A 15,937-nucleotide genomic window follows, 5' to 3' on the forward strand; every position below is an offset into this window, starting at 1 on the left:
GACCGCTCCACGTTTTTGATCACTGTCATAGATTCCAGACTTTCGGCACTGACGCCCCGCCGCGCAAGACGGAAATCACCGGGATCAGGCTTTTTCTCAAAGTGTACCCATCTTCGGCCGCAAGCCGGGCGACCAGTTTCCCTTTCCACTGGCTGGCGCCACCGGGGCTGTCGCCGAGCGAGGCGCGGACCTTCGGCAGAAGCGCCTCGCACAGCGGTCCGGTGTAGAGCACGGTGGCAAAGGCGACCTTGCCGGCAAGCACGGCCGCCGAAGCCGTGAGGTCGGCGATGTTTCCCTCCATGCGCAGGTCCTCGGCATGGATCAGCCGGCCGCCGCGGCGGATGCGCCAGCGGTCGCGCAAACTGCCGCGCGCCATGGCCTCGCCCATCGCCTTGCGGCCGAGGAGGATCGCCTCGACGGCGACGAATTCGGCGCTCTCGTCCAGATCGACCTCAAGCCGGCGCGACAGTGCCGCATTGTCGAACAGAATGGATTCCTGCGGCAGCCAGTGAACCGTGGCGCCGGCCGCAGCCTCGATGCGGGTGACGACCTCGGCTGTGCCGGCGGATGCCTTGTAGACCTTTTCGCAGGCCTGGGTCGTGGCGGTCAAAAACGTATCGGGGCCGGCGGAGAACGACCAGTCCAGCCGGTCCCCGCCGGTCAGCCCGCCGGCGGTGTTGATGATCACCGCCTCCATTTCGGCGGTGAATGTCTCGGGTAGCCGGATCTTGGCTGCCCCTTCCTGGTAGAGCTCGGCGAGGCGCGTGCGCCCGCCGAGCGGCTTGGTCACAAGCCTTCCGACGCCCCGGGCGCGCTGAGGTCTGATTGCACTGGCTGTCTGCACGCTGTTCCCTGCCCGCCTACTTTGTTCGTGGCGGTTGTTGTCGTGTCGGTGCAGGTTGCCTTGGCGCTCGACGCGGCCATCAGCTCCCCTCCCGCACTGCGAAAGAAGTCCCACATTCTGCCGGTCGCATCAACCTCCCGGATCGCGTCTTCCCCGGTCGAGGCAAGGCGGAAGCGGATATTTCTTCCCGGCCAGTCGTGGGTGGCATCGGCGATCACATAGGACATCACGCTGGCCCCGGCCCGGCAGCCGGGATAGGTCGTGACGGTCACGGCCTCGCCCTTGTCGGTGAGTGCGCGATCATCGCAACCGTTGAGCTCGGCCCAGCGCTTGACCGCGACCTCGCCGCCATATTGCCAATAGGGCTTGCCGCCGCCGGCAAATGGATTGACGTGATCCTTGAGGCCGGAAAAGGCGATGATCGAAACGGGCCGAGAAGGCTGGCAGCTGGTCTTGCGCGGCCGCCACACGCCATCCTCCTGCTCCGGATAGCCGGCGCGCAGACCCATGACGAAACCGGCGGCGGCGAAATCGCCGTGCCCGTCGCAGACATATTGCGACAGCATGCGCCCGCCGCCGGAATAGCCGGAGGCATAGATGCGGGCCGGATCGACACAGAAGGTTTCCTTCGCCGTCTCAACCGCGTCGCGAATGAAGTCGCCCTCGTCGAGGCCATTGCCGCGGCTAACGCCGGGCAGCGGATTGACCCCCGGCACGTTCCACGCATGGGTGCCCGGCACGCTGCCGTCGAGGCTGCCCTGGAGCGCCATGACGATGAAGCCTTCGCGCTCGGCCACCTCGTCCCAGTGGCTGCGGTTCATCTGCCCGTCCGGATGGCTGTTGGAGCCGTGAAAGTCGAAGACCAGCGGCAACTTGCGCTTTCCGTCATAGGCGGAAGGGATGAAATAGACCGCCGACCGTTCGATCCCGTCGGACTGGATGGACAGATCGTGCCGGCCGGCCGGCAAGGCTTCGCCGCAGCCCGAGGCCGATGCGCCTTCCGCAAGACCAAGAAAGGAAAAGATCGCCGTCGCGAGCAGGCCAACGGTTTTGCCGCCCCGCAGACGGTTCGGAACCGTGCTGGTTGTCATGGCTATGCCTTCTGTTAGCAGATGCGTGTCCATACCACGCTGATCCCCAGCATCAACCATATTTCACTAATAATTCATCAACCCTGCTTTGCAGGATCATACAGTCAGGTGGCGGCGCGCCTCGGCCGTGTCCAGCGTTTCGGCCGCGCCCTCGTGAACGATTTCGCCACGATCCATGATGTAGACATGGTCGGCAAGCTCGCGGCAGAAATCGAGATATTGCTCGACCAGCAGGATCGCCATGCCGGTGGAATCGCGCAGATATTGGATCGCCCGGCCGATATCCTTGATGATCGAAGGCTGGATGCCCTCGGTCGGCTCGTCGAGCACCAGGATCTTCGGCCGCGTCACCATGGCCCGGCCGATGGCGAGCTGCTGCTGCTGCCCGCCCGACAGGTCGCCGCCGCGACGCGACAGCATGGTGTTGAGCACGGGAAAGAGGCTGAAGATCTCGTCCGGAATGACGCGTTCCTTGCGCGGCAGCGGCGCATAGCCAGTCTCGAGGTTTTCCTTGACGGTGAGCAGCGGGAAGATTTCCCGCCCCTGCGGCACATAGCCGATGCCGGCCCGCGCCCGGTTGAACGGGGCCATGCCGTTGAGCGTCACGCCGTCAAAGGCGATCGTACCCGCCGAGACGCCATGCTGGCCGGTGACGGCGCGCAGGAGCGACGACTTGCCGACGCCGTTTCGCCCCAGCACGCAGGTGATCTTGCCCATCTCCGCCTTGATGGAGACGCCCCTGAGCGCCTGGGCGGCGCCGTAGTGGAGGTTGATGTTGTCGACTGTCAGCATGGGTTTATCCCCGAATGAACAAGCAAAAAGACCCCCTCTGGCCTGCCGGCCATCTCCCCCACAAGGGGGGGAGAGACCGGGCCGATAGCGTGTGCCCCAACACCCGAGACCGGCGGCGGAGACAGCCCCTCCCCCTTGTGGGGAGGGGTTGGGGAGGGGAAAGCACGCCTGAGCATCCTCACCGCCCCAGATAATTCTCGATCACCTTCGGATCGGCCGAGACGAAATCGATCGACCCCTCCGCCAGAACCGAGCCTTCGGCAAGGCACGTCACCTTGACGCCGAGATCGCGGATGAAGCCCATGTCGTGTTCGACGACGACGACCGAACGGGTCCTGGCGATTTCCTTCAAGAGGATCGCCGTCTCCGCCGTCTCGGCATCGGTCATGCCGGCCACCGGCTCGTCGACCAGCAGAAGTTTCGGCTCCTGCGCGAGCAGCATGCCGATCTCCAGCCACTGTTTCTGGCCATGGGAAAGATTGGCGGCGAGATCCTGGGCGCGGGCGGTCAGCCGCACTGTTTCGAGGATTTCTTCGATGCGCAGCCTGTCCTCCGCCGTCAGCCGGTAGAACAGCGTGCCGAACACGCCGCGATCGCGGTTGAGCGCCAGTTCGAGATTGTCCCACACGGTATGGCTCTCGAATACGGTCGGCTTCTGGAACTTGCGGCCGATGCCGAGCTGGGCGATCTCGGCCTCGTCCTTCTTGGTCAGGTCGACCTCGCCGTTGAAGAACACCTCGCCGCTATCGGGCCGGGTCTTGCCGGTGATGATGTCCATCATCGTCGTCTTGCCGGCGCCGTTCGGTCCGATGATGGCGCGCAGTTCGCCCGGCTCGACGACGAAGGACAGCGAATTCAGCGCCTTGAATCCGTCAAAGGAGACGGACACGCCGTCGAGATAAAGAATGCTCGTCGGTTTCCTGTCGCTCATGGCCTTCACTCCGCCGCCTGACCGACCGGCAGCGCCGCGTCGGATGCCTTGTCATTGTTGGCGGCATCGTCCGCCGCCTTGCGCTCCCGGCGCACGGCCAGCCGCTGCTGGATCGTGCCGACGACGCCCTTGGGCAGGAGCAGCGTCACGCCGATGAACAGGCCGCCCAGCGCAAACAGCCAGAGTTCGGGAAAGGCGCCGGTGAAATAGCTCTTGCCGGCATTGACCATCAGCGCGCCGATGATCGGACCGATCAGCGTGCCGCGCCCGCCAACGGCGGTCCACACCACCACTTCGATCGAGTTGGCCGGCGCGAATTCGCCCGGATTGATGATGCCGACCTGCGGCACGAACAGCGCGCCGGCAATGCCCGCCATCATCGCCGAGACGACGAAGGTGAAGAGCTTGATGTTCTCGACCCGGTAGCCAAGGAAGCGCACGCGGCTTTCCGCATCGCGCACGCCGACCAAAACCTTGCCGAACTTGGAGCGCACGATCGCCGAGGAAATCACCAGGCAGAGCGACAGCATGATCGCCGAGAGCGCGAACAGCACCGCGCGGGTCCCGTCGGCCTGGACGTTGAAGCCGAGGATTTCCTTGAAGTCGGTGAGCCCATTATTGCCGCCAAAGCCCATGTCGTTGCGGAAGAAGGCGAGCAGCAGAGCATAGGTCATCGCCTGGGTGATGATCGAGAGATAGACGCCGTTCACTCGGCTGCGGAAGGCGAACCAGCCGAAGACGAAAGCGAGCAGGCCGGGCACGACCAGCACCATGATCATGGCGAACCAGAACATGTCCATGCCGTGCCAGAACCACGGCAGTTCCTTCCAGTTGAGGAACACCATGAAGTCCGGCAGGATCGGATTGCCGTAGACGCCGCGGCTGCCGATCTGGCGCATCAGGTACATGCCCATGGCATAGCCACCGAGCGCGAAGAAAGCGCCGTGGCCGAGCGAGAGAATGCCGCAATAGCCCCAGACCAGGTCCAGCGCCAGCGCCAGCAGCGCATAGCAGAGATACTTGCCCATCAGCGACACGGCATAGGTCGGGATGTGGAAGAAGCTGTCCGGCGAGGTCAGCAGGTTGAGCGCCGGGACGAGCAGTGCCACGCCGAGGAGAATAGCGACGGCGACGACGATCTTGCCTTCGAGTGCCCTGAAGATGAAGCCCGTGATCATGCTTCCACCGCCCTTCCCTTGAGCGCGAAGAGCCCGCGCGGCCGTTTCTGGATGAAGAGAATGATCAGCACCAGCACGAGGATCTTGCCCAGCACCGCGCCGACCGAGGGTTCGAGGAATTTGTTGAGCACGCCGAGCGACAGCGCGCCGACAAAGGTGCCCCAGAGATTGCCGACCCCGCCGAACACCACGACCATGAACGAGTCGATGATGTAGGCCTGGCCGAGGTTCGGCGAGACATTGTCGATCTGCGAAAGCGCCACCCCGGCGATCCCGGCGATCCCGGAACCGAGCGCGAAGGTGAAGGCATCGACCCAGGGGGTGCGGATGCCCATCGACGAGGCCATGCGGCGGTTCTGCGTGACGGCGCGCATCTGCAGGCCGAAGGCCGAGCGCTTCATCAGCGTCAGAAGGGCAAAGAAGATGGTGAGCGAAAAGAGCACGATCCACATGCGGTTCCAGGTGATCGTCAGCCCGCCCAGCGCAAACGAGCCTGACATCCACGAGGGGTTGCCGACCTCCTGGTTGGTCGGGCCGAAGATGGTGCGGATCGCCTGCTGCAGGATCAGCGAAATGCCCCAGGTGGCCAGCAGGGTTTCGAGCGGCCGGCCGTAGAGGAAGCGAATGACGCCGCGCTCGATCACGAGGCCGATGACGGCGGTGACGAGGAAGGCGACCGGCAGGGCGATGGCCAGCGACCAGTCGAACAGGTCCGGATAGGAGGTGCGGATCACCTGCTGGACCATGAAGGTGGAATAGGCGCCGATCATCACCATCTCGCCATGCGCCATGTTGATGATGCCCATGACGCCGAAGGTGATTGCAAGACCGATGGCCGCGAGCAGCAGCACCGAACCGAGCGAAATGCCGTACCAGACGTTCTGCGCGGCGTCCCACAGCGCCAGATCGCCCTCGATGCCGGCGATCGCCTTGTCGAGATCGGGTTTCAGGCTCTCGTCGATCGAGGAGGACACGGTCATCAGGATGCCGATCGCCTCACGCCCGCCGAGAGATGCGACCATGTCGATCGCGGCGCGCTTTTCCTCGACGGACCGGTCGGAGGCCAGCAGCGACACGGCGCGCGCCTCTTCCATGCGGGCCTTGACCTCGCTATCTGTTTCCTTGGCGAGCGCCGCCTCGACGAGATCGAGATTTTCCGCGCTCGGCGATTGCAGCACCTGCTGCGCCGCCTGCAGGCGCACCGCCTTGTCGAGGCTCATGAGCGTCAACCCGCCCAGCGCCGAGCGGATGGCGCGGCGCAGAGTATTGTTGACCTTGATCTTGGTGAAACCCGCCTTCGGCGCCTCGCCGGCCGTCTCGCCGGTCAGCGGATCGATGGCGGCAAGATTGGCGCCGACCGCCTTGGTGATGACGACGGCACCGTCCGACTTGCGGACATAGAGATCGCCCTCGGCAAAGGCCTCGAGCGCGGGAACGACGCGCGCATCGCCGGTCGCGGCGATCTGCGTCAGCAGCTCCTCGGCCTGCTTGAAACTGGCCTTGGCCAGCGCGTCGATCAGGTCCTTCGGATCGCTCTGCGCCAGGGAGGGCGCGGCGAAGCCCATCGTCAGCAGGATAAAAATGAACTGTAGCAAGAATCGCATCGTCATCACGCAGCCCCTCGTTCGTGCGCGTTGCCGTTCGACCCCCTCACCTGCGATTTCTAACACTTAGCTACGCTAAGGTGTTGAAATCGCTTCCTCTCCCACAGGGGGAGAGGTGGAAGCGGCAAACTCGGCACCCCGCCTCTCCCCTTGTGGGAGAGGATACAAAATCGCGATCTTAGCGTTAGCTAAGTCGCAGATTTTGTTGGTGAGGGGGAATGTTCCCCCTCATCCGGTCCTTCGGACCACCTTCTCCCCGAAGGGAGAAGGGGATTATCAGCTACCCTTGCCGCCGCACTTGCCGGTGGCGACGTTGAAGTTGCCGCATTCCATCGGCTTGCGCCAATCGGAGATCAGGTCCTTGCTATCCGGCAGATAATCCGACCATTCGTCGCCGACGACAGCAGGCGTTTGCTGGACGATTTCGAACTGGCCGTCGGCCTGGATTTCGCCGATCAGCACCGGCTTGGTGATGTGGTGGTTCGGCATGACGGTCGAGGTGCCGCCCGAGAGGTTCGGGACGGATACGCCGATGATGCTGTCCAGAACGGCGTCGGTGTCGGTGGTGCCGGCGGCTTCGACCGCGGCGACCCAGGCGTTGAAGCCGATATAGGCGGCTTCCATCGGGTCGTTGGTCACGCGCTTGTCGTTCTTGGTGAAGCCGTGCCAGGTCTTGATGAACTCGGCATTGACGTCGGCATCGACGGACTGGAAGTAGTTCCACGCGGCGAGATGCCCGACCAGCGGCGTGGTGTCGAGACCGGCGAGTTCTTCTTCACCGACCGAGAAGGCGACGACCGGGATGTCTTCGGCCTTGATGCCCTGGTTGCCGAGTTCCTTGTAGAAGGGAACGTTGGCGTCGCCGTTGATCGTCGAGACGACGGCGGTCTTCTTGCCGGCCGAGCCGAACTTCTTGATGTCGGAGACGATGGTCTGCCAGTCGGAATGACCAAACGGCGTGTAGTTGATCATGATGTCCTCTTCGGCAACGCCCTTGGACATCAGATAGGCCTTGAGGATCTTGTTGGTCGTCTGCGGATAGACGTAGTCGGTGCCGGCGAGAACCCAGCGCTCGACGCCTTCCTCGGCGGCCAGGTAGTCGACGGCCGGGATCGCCTGCTGGTTCGGAGCCGCACCCGTGTAGAAGATGTTGCGCGAGGATTCCTCACCCTCGTACTGCACGGGATAGAACAGGATCGAATTCAGTTCCTCGAACACCGGCAGAACCGACTTGCGCGACGACGAAGTCCAGCAGCCGAACACGGCGGCGACCTTGTCCTGGGAAATCAGCTGGCGGGCCTTTTCTGCAAACAGCGGCCAGTCGGAGGCCGGGTCGACGACGACGGCCTCGAGCTTCTTGCCGAGAACGCCGCCCTTCTTGTTCTGCTCCTCGACGAGCATCAGCATGGCGTCCTTCAGCGTCGTCTCGGAGATTGCCATGGTGCCGGACAGCGAGTGCAGAACGCCGATCTTGATCGTTTCTTCCTGGGCCAGCGCGCCGCTGACGGCGGTGGTCGAGAGCATGGCGCCAAGCAGCGCGGCGCCGAGTTTCATCTTCAATGCCATTGTCGTGAACCCCTCTTCTTGTTTGCAACCGGTCGGTTAATGAAATTTAACCGTTGCTGAAGAGGACTATCCGACGCTGCACCGCAAAACGTTATACGTCATATGACGTAGACCAGGGGGAAAAGGCGACCTCGGCGGCAGCAACCGCTAGCTGTCGACATGTTGACCTTGCCACGTCCAGCGGCCATATGAGACCCGAAAATTAACAAAGGCCAATTGTTCGTATGTCCATGTCCGCCCGCCGGCAGTTTCTCCGCGAACGAACCGGCCCCATCCATCAACGGCTCGACGAATGCGTCGGCACATTCTCCGATATTCCAGCCTACCTGCGCTATATCAGAGGCATGCTTGGCTTCCGCCGCCCGATCGAAGCCGAGCTGGCCGCCACGCGCCTGCCCGCACAGTTCGGCAACTTCACGCCGAACTATCTCGCCGATGCGCTGGAACGCGACCTTGCCGCGCTCGGTGCCAGCCCGGCCGCTACGGCGCGGAGCGAAGCTAAGCCGATGTCGAAACTGTGCGCTGATCGGTTGCTTGGGACTCTCTACGTTCTGGAGGGCTCGACGCTCGGCGCAAGGTTGCTCGTCCGGCGTGCAGCCGCGCTCGGGCTTCATGCGGGCAACGGCGCCGAGCACCTGCAAAAACAATCGTCCGACCTCGGGAACTGGAACGCCTTTGCCGCGTTACTGGACTCGGCAAGGGAAGTGGACGACGAGACTATGGCCCAAGCGGCCCTGGCCACCTTCGCCCATGCACTAGATGCTTTCGAGAAAGCCTGAATGTCGTCCTCCCAGCCCGTCAACCTGACCAACTGCGATCGCGAGCCGATTCATGTCCCAGGCAGCATCCAGCCGCATGGCGCGCTGCTTGCTTGCGATTCTTCGGCCGGCGTGATCATTCGCCACTCGACCAATGCCGGCGCAATGCTCGATTTCGAGGGGCCGCTCAACGGCACCAATCTGACGGTCGCGCTCGGCGGCATGGCGACGCATGCCATTCGCAACGCGCTCGCCGCCGCACCCGACGCATCCCGCCCGGCACTGCTGCCGCAACTGGAGATCGGCAATGGCCGCGTCTTCGACGTGACCGTCCACCGCCATGCCGGCCATGCCATTCTCGAATTCGAGCATCCCGACGCGGATGTCCTGCCCTTGCAGCTTGCCCGCGAACTGATCGGCCGCATTCGCACCACCGACAATACCGACCAGTTGCTGCGCAAGACCACCATCCTCCTGCGCGCCGTGCTCGGTTATGACCGGGTGATGATCTATCGCCTGGAGCATGACGGCGCCGGAAAGGTCGAGGCGGAGGCCAAGCGCGGCGATCTCGAGAGCTTTCTCGGCCAGTATTTTCCGGCAAGCGACATTCCGCAGCAGGCCCGCGCCCTCTACCTGAAGAACCCGATCCGCATCATTTCGGATTCTCAAGGCCATCGCACGCCGATCGAACCGGCCGTCGACGCCTCGGGCGAGCCGCTTGACCTATCTTATGCGCACCTGCGCAGCGTCTCGCCGATCCATCTCGAATATCTGCGCAACATGGGCGTCGGCGCCTCCATGTCGATCTCGATCATCATCGACGGGGCGCTCTGGGGACTGATCGCCTGCCACCACTATTCGCCGAAGGCACTGAGCATGCCGCAGCGCGTCGCCGCCGAAATGTTCAGCGATTTCTTCTCCATGCATCTGCTCGGCCTCTTGCAGCAGCACAAACTGGAAAATGTCGCCACCGCACGACGTGCGCTGGACAGGTTCTTCCAGCGTGCCTCCGAAAAGACCGAGGTCTTCGAGCTGATGTGCGATGCGCTGCCGGATTTTCGCGAGGCCCTGCCTTGCGACGGCATCGGCTTGTTCCTGCAAGGGGAGTGGTGCGCGATCGGCGACACGCCACCCGCGACGGCCATCGAGGACCTCGCGAATTATATCTCAGGCGTCGGTGAAAAGAGGGTCTGGGCGACCCATCGCCTTTCCCAGGTCTACCCTCCCGCCGAAGACTTCCACCGCGAGGTCTCCGGCGTCCTGGCCGTTCCCCTGTCCCATATTTCCACCGATTGCCTGCTGTTCTTCCGCAAGGAGCGGCTGGAGACGCTCAACTGGGCCGGCAATCCGGACAAGTCCTATGAAAGCGGCCCGCTTGGCGATCGCCTGACCCCGCGCAAGAGCTTCGCGATCTGGAAGGAAACCGTGGAGCGCCAGTCGGAACCGTGGAGCGACGCCGATCGCGAGATCGCCGCCGCCGTCCACTCCGCCACCGTCGAGGTCGTGCTGCGCCACAGCGAGCTGATGCAGGAGGAGCGTCTCAAGGCCGAGGTTCGCCAGCGCCTCCTCAACGAGGAACTGAACCACCGGGTGAAGAACATCCTGGCGGTCATCAAGTCGCTGGTGGCGACGCCGGCAAAGGATGGCGCGACGCTCAAGGAGTACATCACCTCGCTCAAGGGCCGCATCCAGGCTTTGTCCCATGCCCATGACCAGGTCATCCGCGGCAGCGGCGGAGGCGAGATCAAGGGCCTTCTCGAGGCCGAACTCTCCCCCTATCGCTCCGCCAGCGGCACGATCCACCTCGATGGCCCGCGCGTGCAGCTCGACGGTCGGGCCTATGCGGTGGCCGCCCTCGTTGTCCATGAACTCTGTACCAATGCCGCCAAGTACGGTTCGCTGTCCACTCAGGGCGGCAAGCTCGACGTCACATGGCAGGCAAGGCCGAACGGCGATCTTGAGGTCAGCTGGCAGGAAAGCGGCGGGCCGCCGGTCGAGGTTCCCAGCACCCGCGGTTTCGGTACCGCCCTCATCGATCGCAGCATCCCCTTCGATCTTGGCGGCAAGAGCACGGTCACGTTCGACCCCGCCGGCCTCAGGGCCAGTCTGGTCTTTCCTGGTCGCTTCCTGCATGTGCAGGCGGACAGGGAAGCGCAAGCTGAGGCCATGGAACAGTCCCACCCATCAACCAGCCTGAAAGGAACGGAGAACATGTCGCTGTTGCTCGTCGAGGACCAGGTCCTCATCGCAATGGATGCGGAAGCCATGCTGGCCGAACTGAATGTCGGCAACGTCGTCACGGCCAATTCCAGCGGCATGGCTCTCGACCAGTTGAAGACCTTCAATCCGGACTTCGCCCTCCTCGACATCAATCTCGGCATCGGCACCTCCGTCCCGGTCGCCGAGGAACTGACGCGACGCGGCGTCCCCTTCGTCTTTGCCACGGGCTACGACGATCGCACCGCGCTTCCGGTCGAATTGCTGAGCGTGCCGGTCGTGCGCAAGCCCTATGACACGGAACAACTGCGCAAGGCGCTCGGCGCCTATCTGGAGAAGGCTGGGGGCGAAGCGCGCTAAACCGACCCCGCGCTTGCTTTTCCGCCCGATCCCGTGAAGATTGCCTAATTATCAATCCTCTCACCGAAGGGGCTACTAATTAGGCATGGCCGCACGCCAACGTATCATCCCGGTCCGACGCGAATACAATCGCTGGGTCGCCGACCAGACCCTCGAAGACTATGCGCTGCGCTTCACCGCCAAGAGCGCGCGGCAATTCTCCTCGAGCCGGATTTCGCAGACGGCCATCGGGGCGATCTCCTTTCTGGCGCTCGAGGCCATCGGCGGGACGATCACACTGTCCTACGGCACCACCAACGCCTTCTTCGCCATCATCGCCGCCGCAGTCCTGATGCTGCTCGTCGGCCAGCCGATCAGCCGCTATGCGATCCGCCACGGCGTCGACATCGACCTTCTGACCCGCGGTGCCGGTTTCGGCTATATCGGCTCGACGGTAACCTCGCTGATCTATGCGAGCTTCACCTTCATGCTGTTTGCCATCGAAGCCTCGATCATGACCGGCGCACTCAAGCTCGCCTTCGGCATTCCGCTGTGGATCGGCTACATCATCTCGGCGCTGGTGGTGATCCCGCTGGTCACCTACGGGGTGCGGCTGATCTCGAAATTCCAGTTGTGGACCCAGCCCTTCTGGATCGTGCTCAACATCCTGCCCTTCGTCTTCATCGCGTTTCTCGACTGGGAGAAGATCGATCTCTGGCGCTCCTTCGCCGGCATCGGCCATTCCAATGCCCAGACAGGGTCCGCCGCGCCCTTCGACCTCATAGAATTCGGCGCGGCCTCCGCCGTCATTCTCGCCCTGATGCCGCAGATCGGCGAACAGGTCGACTTCCTGCGCTTCCTGCCGCCCGAGGGCGGGCGAAAGCTGCACCACCGCATCGCCGTCTTCCTCGCCGGCTCCGGCTGGGTCGTGCTCGGCGTGCCCAAACTGCTTGCCGGCTCCTTTCTCGCGGTGCTGACGCTGTCGACCGGCGCGCCGGCGAGCGAAGCGGCCGATCCAGCCCATATGTATCTCGTCGCCTTCGGCTACATGATCCCGAACGGGACGGCGGCCATGCTGCTGATGGCTTGCTTCGTGGTGATCTCGCAGTTGAAGATCAACGTGATGAACGCCTATGCCGGATCGCTCGCCTGGTCGAACTTCTTCTCGCGCCTCACCCACAGCCATCCCGGCCGCGTCGTCTGGCTGGTGTTCAACGTGGCGATCGCGCTTCTGCTGATGGAACTCGGCATCTACCGGCTGCTGGAGGAAACGCTCGGGATCTTCTCGATCATCGCCATGGCCTGGCTGTGCGCCATCTCCGCCGACCTCTTCGTCAACAAGCCGCTGGGGCTTGCCCCGCCCGGCATCGAATTCAAGCGCGCCCACCTCTACGACATCAACCCGGTCGGCTGCGGCACTCTGCTCTTGTCGGCGGGCATCGCCCTTGCCGCCCATTTCGGCCTGTTCGGTCCGCTCGCCGCCTCGCTATCGACCTTCGTTACGTTGATCGCCTTCGTGATTTCGCCACTGATCGCCTGGGCGACCGGCGGGAAGTTCTATCTCGCCCGCAAGCCGCGCCAGAGCTGGAAGAACCTTACCTCGATCACCTGCTCGATCTGCGAACACCCGTTCGAGCCTGAGGACATGGCCTGGTGCCCGGCCTATGCCGCACCGATCTGTTCGCTGTGCTGCTCGCTCGACAGCCGTTGCCACGACATGTGCAAGCCACAGGCCAAGCTCCACGCGCAGGCGGCATCCGTCGCCGCCCGCTTCCTGCCCCAGCCGGCGCTTGCCTGGCTGTCCACCCGGCTTGGCCGCTATGCCCTGACGGCGCTCGTTGCCGTATCGCTGATCGGGGCGATCCTCGCCCTCATTGCCCACCAGGTATCGACCGCCTCGCCGGAGACCGCCGATGTCGTCAACCGCACCGTGCTGATCGTCTTTTTCGTCTCGGCGGTAATCTCCGGGGTCGCCAGCTGGTTCTACGTGCTCGCCCATGACAGCCGTGTGGTGGCGGAAGAGGAATCCTCGCGGCAGAACACGCTGCTGCTCAAGGAAATCGCCGCCCACCGCAAGACGGATGCGGCGCTGCAGACCGCCAAGGAGACGGCGGAGGCCGCCAACAGGGCCAAGAGCCGCTATGTCGTCGGCCTGTCCCATGAACTGCGCACCCCGCTCAACGCCGTTCTCGGCTATGCCCAGATCCTCGAGCGCGACGAGACGATCCCGCCCGCCCGACAATCGGCGATCAAGGTCATCCGCCGCTCGGCCGACCATCTCTCCGGGCTGATCGACGGGCTGCTCGACATTTCCAAGATCGAGGCGGGGCGGCTTCAGGTCTTCTCCAACGAGCTGAACATCCAGGATTTCCTCGATCAGTTGGTCGATATGTTCGCCCCCCTCGCCGCCGCCAAGGGCCTGACCTTCGAGCACGAGCGGTCGCGCGCCGTGCCGCTCTATGTCCGCACGGATGAAAAGCGCCTGCGGCAGATCCTTGTCAATCTGCTGTCCAACGCCATCAAGTTCACTGACCGGGGCACCGTGCGCTTCGAGGTCGGCTATCGCAGCCAGGTGGCGACCTTCACGATTTCCGATACCGGGCGCGGCATATCCGAGCGCGACCTGACGCGAATCTACGAACCCTTCCAGCGTGGCGAGGCCGACAATATCCGCCCCATGCCGGGGCTCGGCCTGGGCCTCACCATCACCAAGCTTCTGACCAATACGCTGGGCGGCGAAATCGCCGTCGACAGCGAGAAGGACAAGGGCTCGAGCTTCAAAGTCCGGCTGATGCTCTCGGCCATCGACCGCCCCAGCACGGCCCCCGCCCCCGAGCGCAAGATCGTCTCCTATACCGGCCCGCGCCGTACGATCGTCGTCGTCGACGACAACGAGGATCACCGCGACCTGATGCGCGAGGTACTGGCACCCCTCGACTTCGTCGTGCTGACGGCGGCCGGCGGACCGGAATGCCTGACGCTGATCGAGGGTGTCAGGCCCGACCTCTTCCTCATCGACATCCAGATGCCCGGCATGAACGGCTGGCAACTGGTCGAGAGGCTGCGCGATGCGCGCCAGACGGCGCCGATCCTCATGCTGTCGGCCAATATCGGCGACGCGCCGGGCCCCGGTGGCGAGGGCCACGACGATACGATCGCCAAGCCGGTCGACGTGCGCCGCCTGCGCGACAAGCTCGCCCGATATCTCGGCCTCGACTGGATCTATGCCGACGAGCAGCCGGGTACGGCGGCGGCGGCCGGGCCTTCAACCGCAGCCGAGCAGCCGGCCGGCTCGCCGGGTCAGGCGCACATTGCCGAACTCACCCGCCTGAGCGAGATCGGCTATGTGCGCGGCATCGAGGCCAAGCTTGCGGACCTGTCGAAAATCAAGGAGAACAGCGCCTTCGTCGACGCCTCGCGCGGTTTCGTCCAGGCCTTCGACCTGGCCGGCTTCGCCGCCTTCCTGAAGGATGTCGATGCTCGGGAGGTGAAGAACCATGACTGAGGCGAACCGCCCGCGCGATATCGTGCTCCTGGTCGACGACAGTCCGGAGGCGCTCGGCTTCCTCACCGACGCGCTGGAGCAATCCGGCTTCTCGGTGCTGATCGCCACCTCCGGCCAGGCGGCGCTGTCGATCGTCGACAAGATCAGCCCGGACCTCATCCTGCTCGACGCGGTGATGCCGGGCATGGACGGCTTCGAGACCTGCCGCCGGCTCAAGGCCGATCCGGTCGTCGCCCAGGTGCCGGTGATCTTCATGACCGGCCTGACCGAAACCGAACACGTGGTCCATGCGCTCGATAGCGGTGGCGTCGATTACCTGACCAAGCCGATCAACATCGACGAACTGCGCGCCCGGATCCGTGTCCACCTGTCGAATGCCCGCTCGGCCCAGAGCGCCCGCGTGGCGCTCGATGCCGCGGGACGGCATCTGCTGGCGGTGCGCGCCGACGGCACGATCCACTGGTCGACGCCGCAGGCCACCCGGCTGGCCGACAGCGCCACCGGCAGCGTCGGCGGGCTGGATCTGGTGGCCGGCGCCATTGCCGGCTGGATGGCGCGGCGCGACGCGCTCGCCCACGGCGCAGAAACCGCCTTCTGCTTCACCCATCAGGGCGGCACCGAATTGCAGCTCGGCTTCCTCGGCGGGCTCGGCCCGGACGAATACCTGTTCCGCCTGACGGTCTCCAATCGGCGGCATGAGGACGAGATCCTGCGCGGCCAGTTCGGCCTGACCCAGCGCGAGGCCGAGGTGCTGCTGTGGATCGCCAAGGGCAAGGCAAACCGCGACATCGCCGATATTCTGGGCCTGTCGGCCCGCACCGTGAACAAGCATCTGGAACAGATCTACGTGAAGCTCGGCGTGGAAAACCGCGCCTCGGCAGCCGTCAAGGCGGCGCATGTGCTGCATGTGGACTGAGCACGGACATTTTTGATCGCAAGCGACAGGAAGCCCCCTCTGGCCTGCCGGCCATCTCCCCCACAAGGGGGGGGAGAAGACTCGCGGCAGCGCCTTGCTCACACAAAGCGAAGGCAAGCGAGTGTTACAGCGTTTTCCTCGCAGGGCGATGGGGTGGGGCACTTGAGCCCCTCCCCCTTGTGGGGAGGGGTTGGGG

At 64.1% G+C, this 15,937-nt stretch carries 11 protein-coding genes; 4 read left to right on the plus strand and 7 right to left on the minus strand.

The features are described from left to right. Positions 1-25: 25 nt before the first annotated feature. The 7 genes from DYZ14_RS22000 to urtA all read right to left on the minus strand — a co-directional run bounded on the left by DYZ14_RS22000 (position 26) and on the right by urtA (position 8,006). A complete protein-coding gene (locus DYZ14_RS22000; protein WP_154722669.1) occupies positions 26-844 on the minus strand; it encodes an urease accessory protein UreD in 819 nt (272 codons plus the stop codon). Next, the gene (locus tag DYZ14_RS22005; RefSeq protein ID WP_154722670.1) at positions 787-1,935 is read right to left on the minus strand and encodes an alpha/beta hydrolase family esterase; all 1,149 of its coding nucleotides are present in this window, start codon (positions 1,933-1,935) and stop codon (positions 787-789) included. The genes DYZ14_RS22000 and DYZ14_RS22005 overlap by 58 nt, the downstream gene beginning before the upstream one ends. Before the next feature lie 96 nt (positions 1,936-2,031). After that, positions 2,032-2,727: an urea ABC transporter ATP-binding subunit UrtE gene (urtE, locus tag DYZ14_RS22010; protein WP_154722671.1), complete on the minus strand. Its 696-nt coding sequence runs from the start codon at positions 2,725-2,727 to the stop codon at positions 2,032-2,034. A gap of 178 nt (positions 2,728-2,905) precedes the next feature. Continuing rightward, positions 2,906-3,658: an urea ABC transporter ATP-binding protein UrtD gene (gene urtD, locus DYZ14_RS22015; RefSeq protein ID WP_154722672.1), complete on the minus strand. Its 753-nt coding sequence runs from the start codon at positions 3,656-3,658 to the stop codon at positions 2,906-2,908. 5 nt (positions 3,659-3,663) lie between these two features. Beyond that, positions 3,664-4,836 (minus strand): urea ABC transporter permease subunit UrtC, encoded by a 1,173-nt coding sequence (gene urtC / locus DYZ14_RS22020; RefSeq protein WP_154722673.1) that lies wholly within the window; start codon positions 4,834-4,836, stop codon positions 3,664-3,666. Further along, a complete protein-coding gene (gene urtB, locus DYZ14_RS22025; protein WP_154722674.1) occupies positions 4,833-6,446 on the minus strand; it encodes an urea ABC transporter permease subunit UrtB in 1,614 nt (537 codons plus the stop codon). The genes urtC and urtB overlap by 4 nt, the downstream gene beginning before the upstream one ends. 270 nt (positions 6,447-6,716) lie before the next feature. Further along, positions 6,717-8,006: an urea ABC transporter substrate-binding protein gene (gene urtA / locus DYZ14_RS22030; RefSeq protein ID WP_154722675.1), complete on the minus strand. Its 1,290-nt coding sequence runs from the start codon at positions 8,004-8,006 to the stop codon at positions 6,717-6,719. Positions 8,007-8,230: 224 nt separating this feature from the next. Between urtA and DYZ14_RS22035 the strand changes: the two genes are divergently transcribed. The 4 genes from DYZ14_RS22035 (at position 8,231) to DYZ14_RS22050 (ending at position 15,741) form a co-directional block, all read left to right on the plus strand. Further along, complete coding sequence (locus tag DYZ14_RS22035; RefSeq protein WP_154722676.1) at positions 8,231-8,785, plus strand: biliverdin-producing heme oxygenase; 555 nt, start codon at positions 8,231-8,233, stop codon at positions 8,783-8,785. Next, positions 8,786-11,341, plus strand: a complete 2,556-nt coding sequence (locus DYZ14_RS22040) for an HWE histidine kinase domain-containing protein (RefSeq protein ID WP_154722677.1) — start codon at positions 8,786-8,788, stop codon at positions 11,339-11,341. Between the two features lie 85 nt (positions 11,342-11,426). Beyond that, positions 11,427-14,825: a hybrid sensor histidine kinase/response regulator gene (locus DYZ14_RS22045; RefSeq protein ID WP_154722678.1), complete on the plus strand. Its 3,399-nt coding sequence runs from the start codon at positions 11,427-11,429 to the stop codon at positions 14,823-14,825. Further along, the gene (locus DYZ14_RS22050; protein WP_154722679.1) at positions 14,818-15,741 is read left to right on the plus strand and encodes a response regulator transcription factor; all 924 of its coding nucleotides are present in this window, start codon (positions 14,818-14,820) and stop codon (positions 15,739-15,741) included. Before DYZ14_RS22045 ends, DYZ14_RS22050 begins: the two co-directional genes overlap by 8 nt. Positions 15,742-15,937: the final 196 nt, after the last annotated feature.

It is taken from the genome of Ciceribacter sp. T2.26MG-112.2 (assembly GCF_900492205.1).
Taxonomy (GTDB): Bacteria; Pseudomonadota; Alphaproteobacteria; order Rhizobiales; family Rhizobiaceae; genus Allorhizobium; species Allorhizobium naphthalenivorans_A.

Coding starts and splice junctions, on each gene's coding strand:
- DYZ14_RS22050 (WP_154722679.1), top strand. CDS start 14,818: ATGACTGAGGCGAACCGCCCGCGCGATATCGTGCTCCTGGTCGACGAC.
- DYZ14_RS22045 (WP_154722678.1), top strand. CDS start 11,427: ATGGCCGCACGCCAACGTATCATCCCGGTCCGACGCGAATACAATCGC.
- DYZ14_RS22035 (WP_154722676.1), top strand. CDS start 8,231: ATGTCCATGTCCGCCCGCCGGCAGTTTCTCCGCGAACGAACCGGCCCC.
- urtE (WP_154722671.1), bottom strand. CDS start 2,727: ATGCTGACAGTCGACAACATCAACCTCCACTACGGCGCCGCCCAGGCG.
- DYZ14_RS22005 (WP_154722670.1), bottom strand. CDS start 1,935: ATGACAACCAGCACGGTTCCGAACCGTCTGCGGGGCGGCAAAACCGTT.
- urtC (WP_154722673.1), bottom strand. CDS start 4,836: ATGATCACGGGCTTCATCTTCAGGGCACTCGAAGGCAAGATCGTCGTC.
- DYZ14_RS22040 (WP_154722677.1), top strand. CDS start 8,786: ATGTCGTCCTCCCAGCCCGTCAACCTGACCAACTGCGATCGCGAGCCG.
- urtA (WP_154722675.1), bottom strand. CDS start 8,006: ATGGCATTGAAGATGAAACTCGGCGCCGCGCTGCTTGGCGCCATGCTC.
- urtD (WP_154722672.1), bottom strand. CDS start 3,658: ATGAGCGACAGGAAACCGACGAGCATTCTTTATCTCGACGGCGTGTCC.
- urtB (WP_154722674.1), bottom strand. CDS start 6,446: ATGACGATGCGATTCTTGCTACAGTTCATTTTTATCCTGCTGACGATG.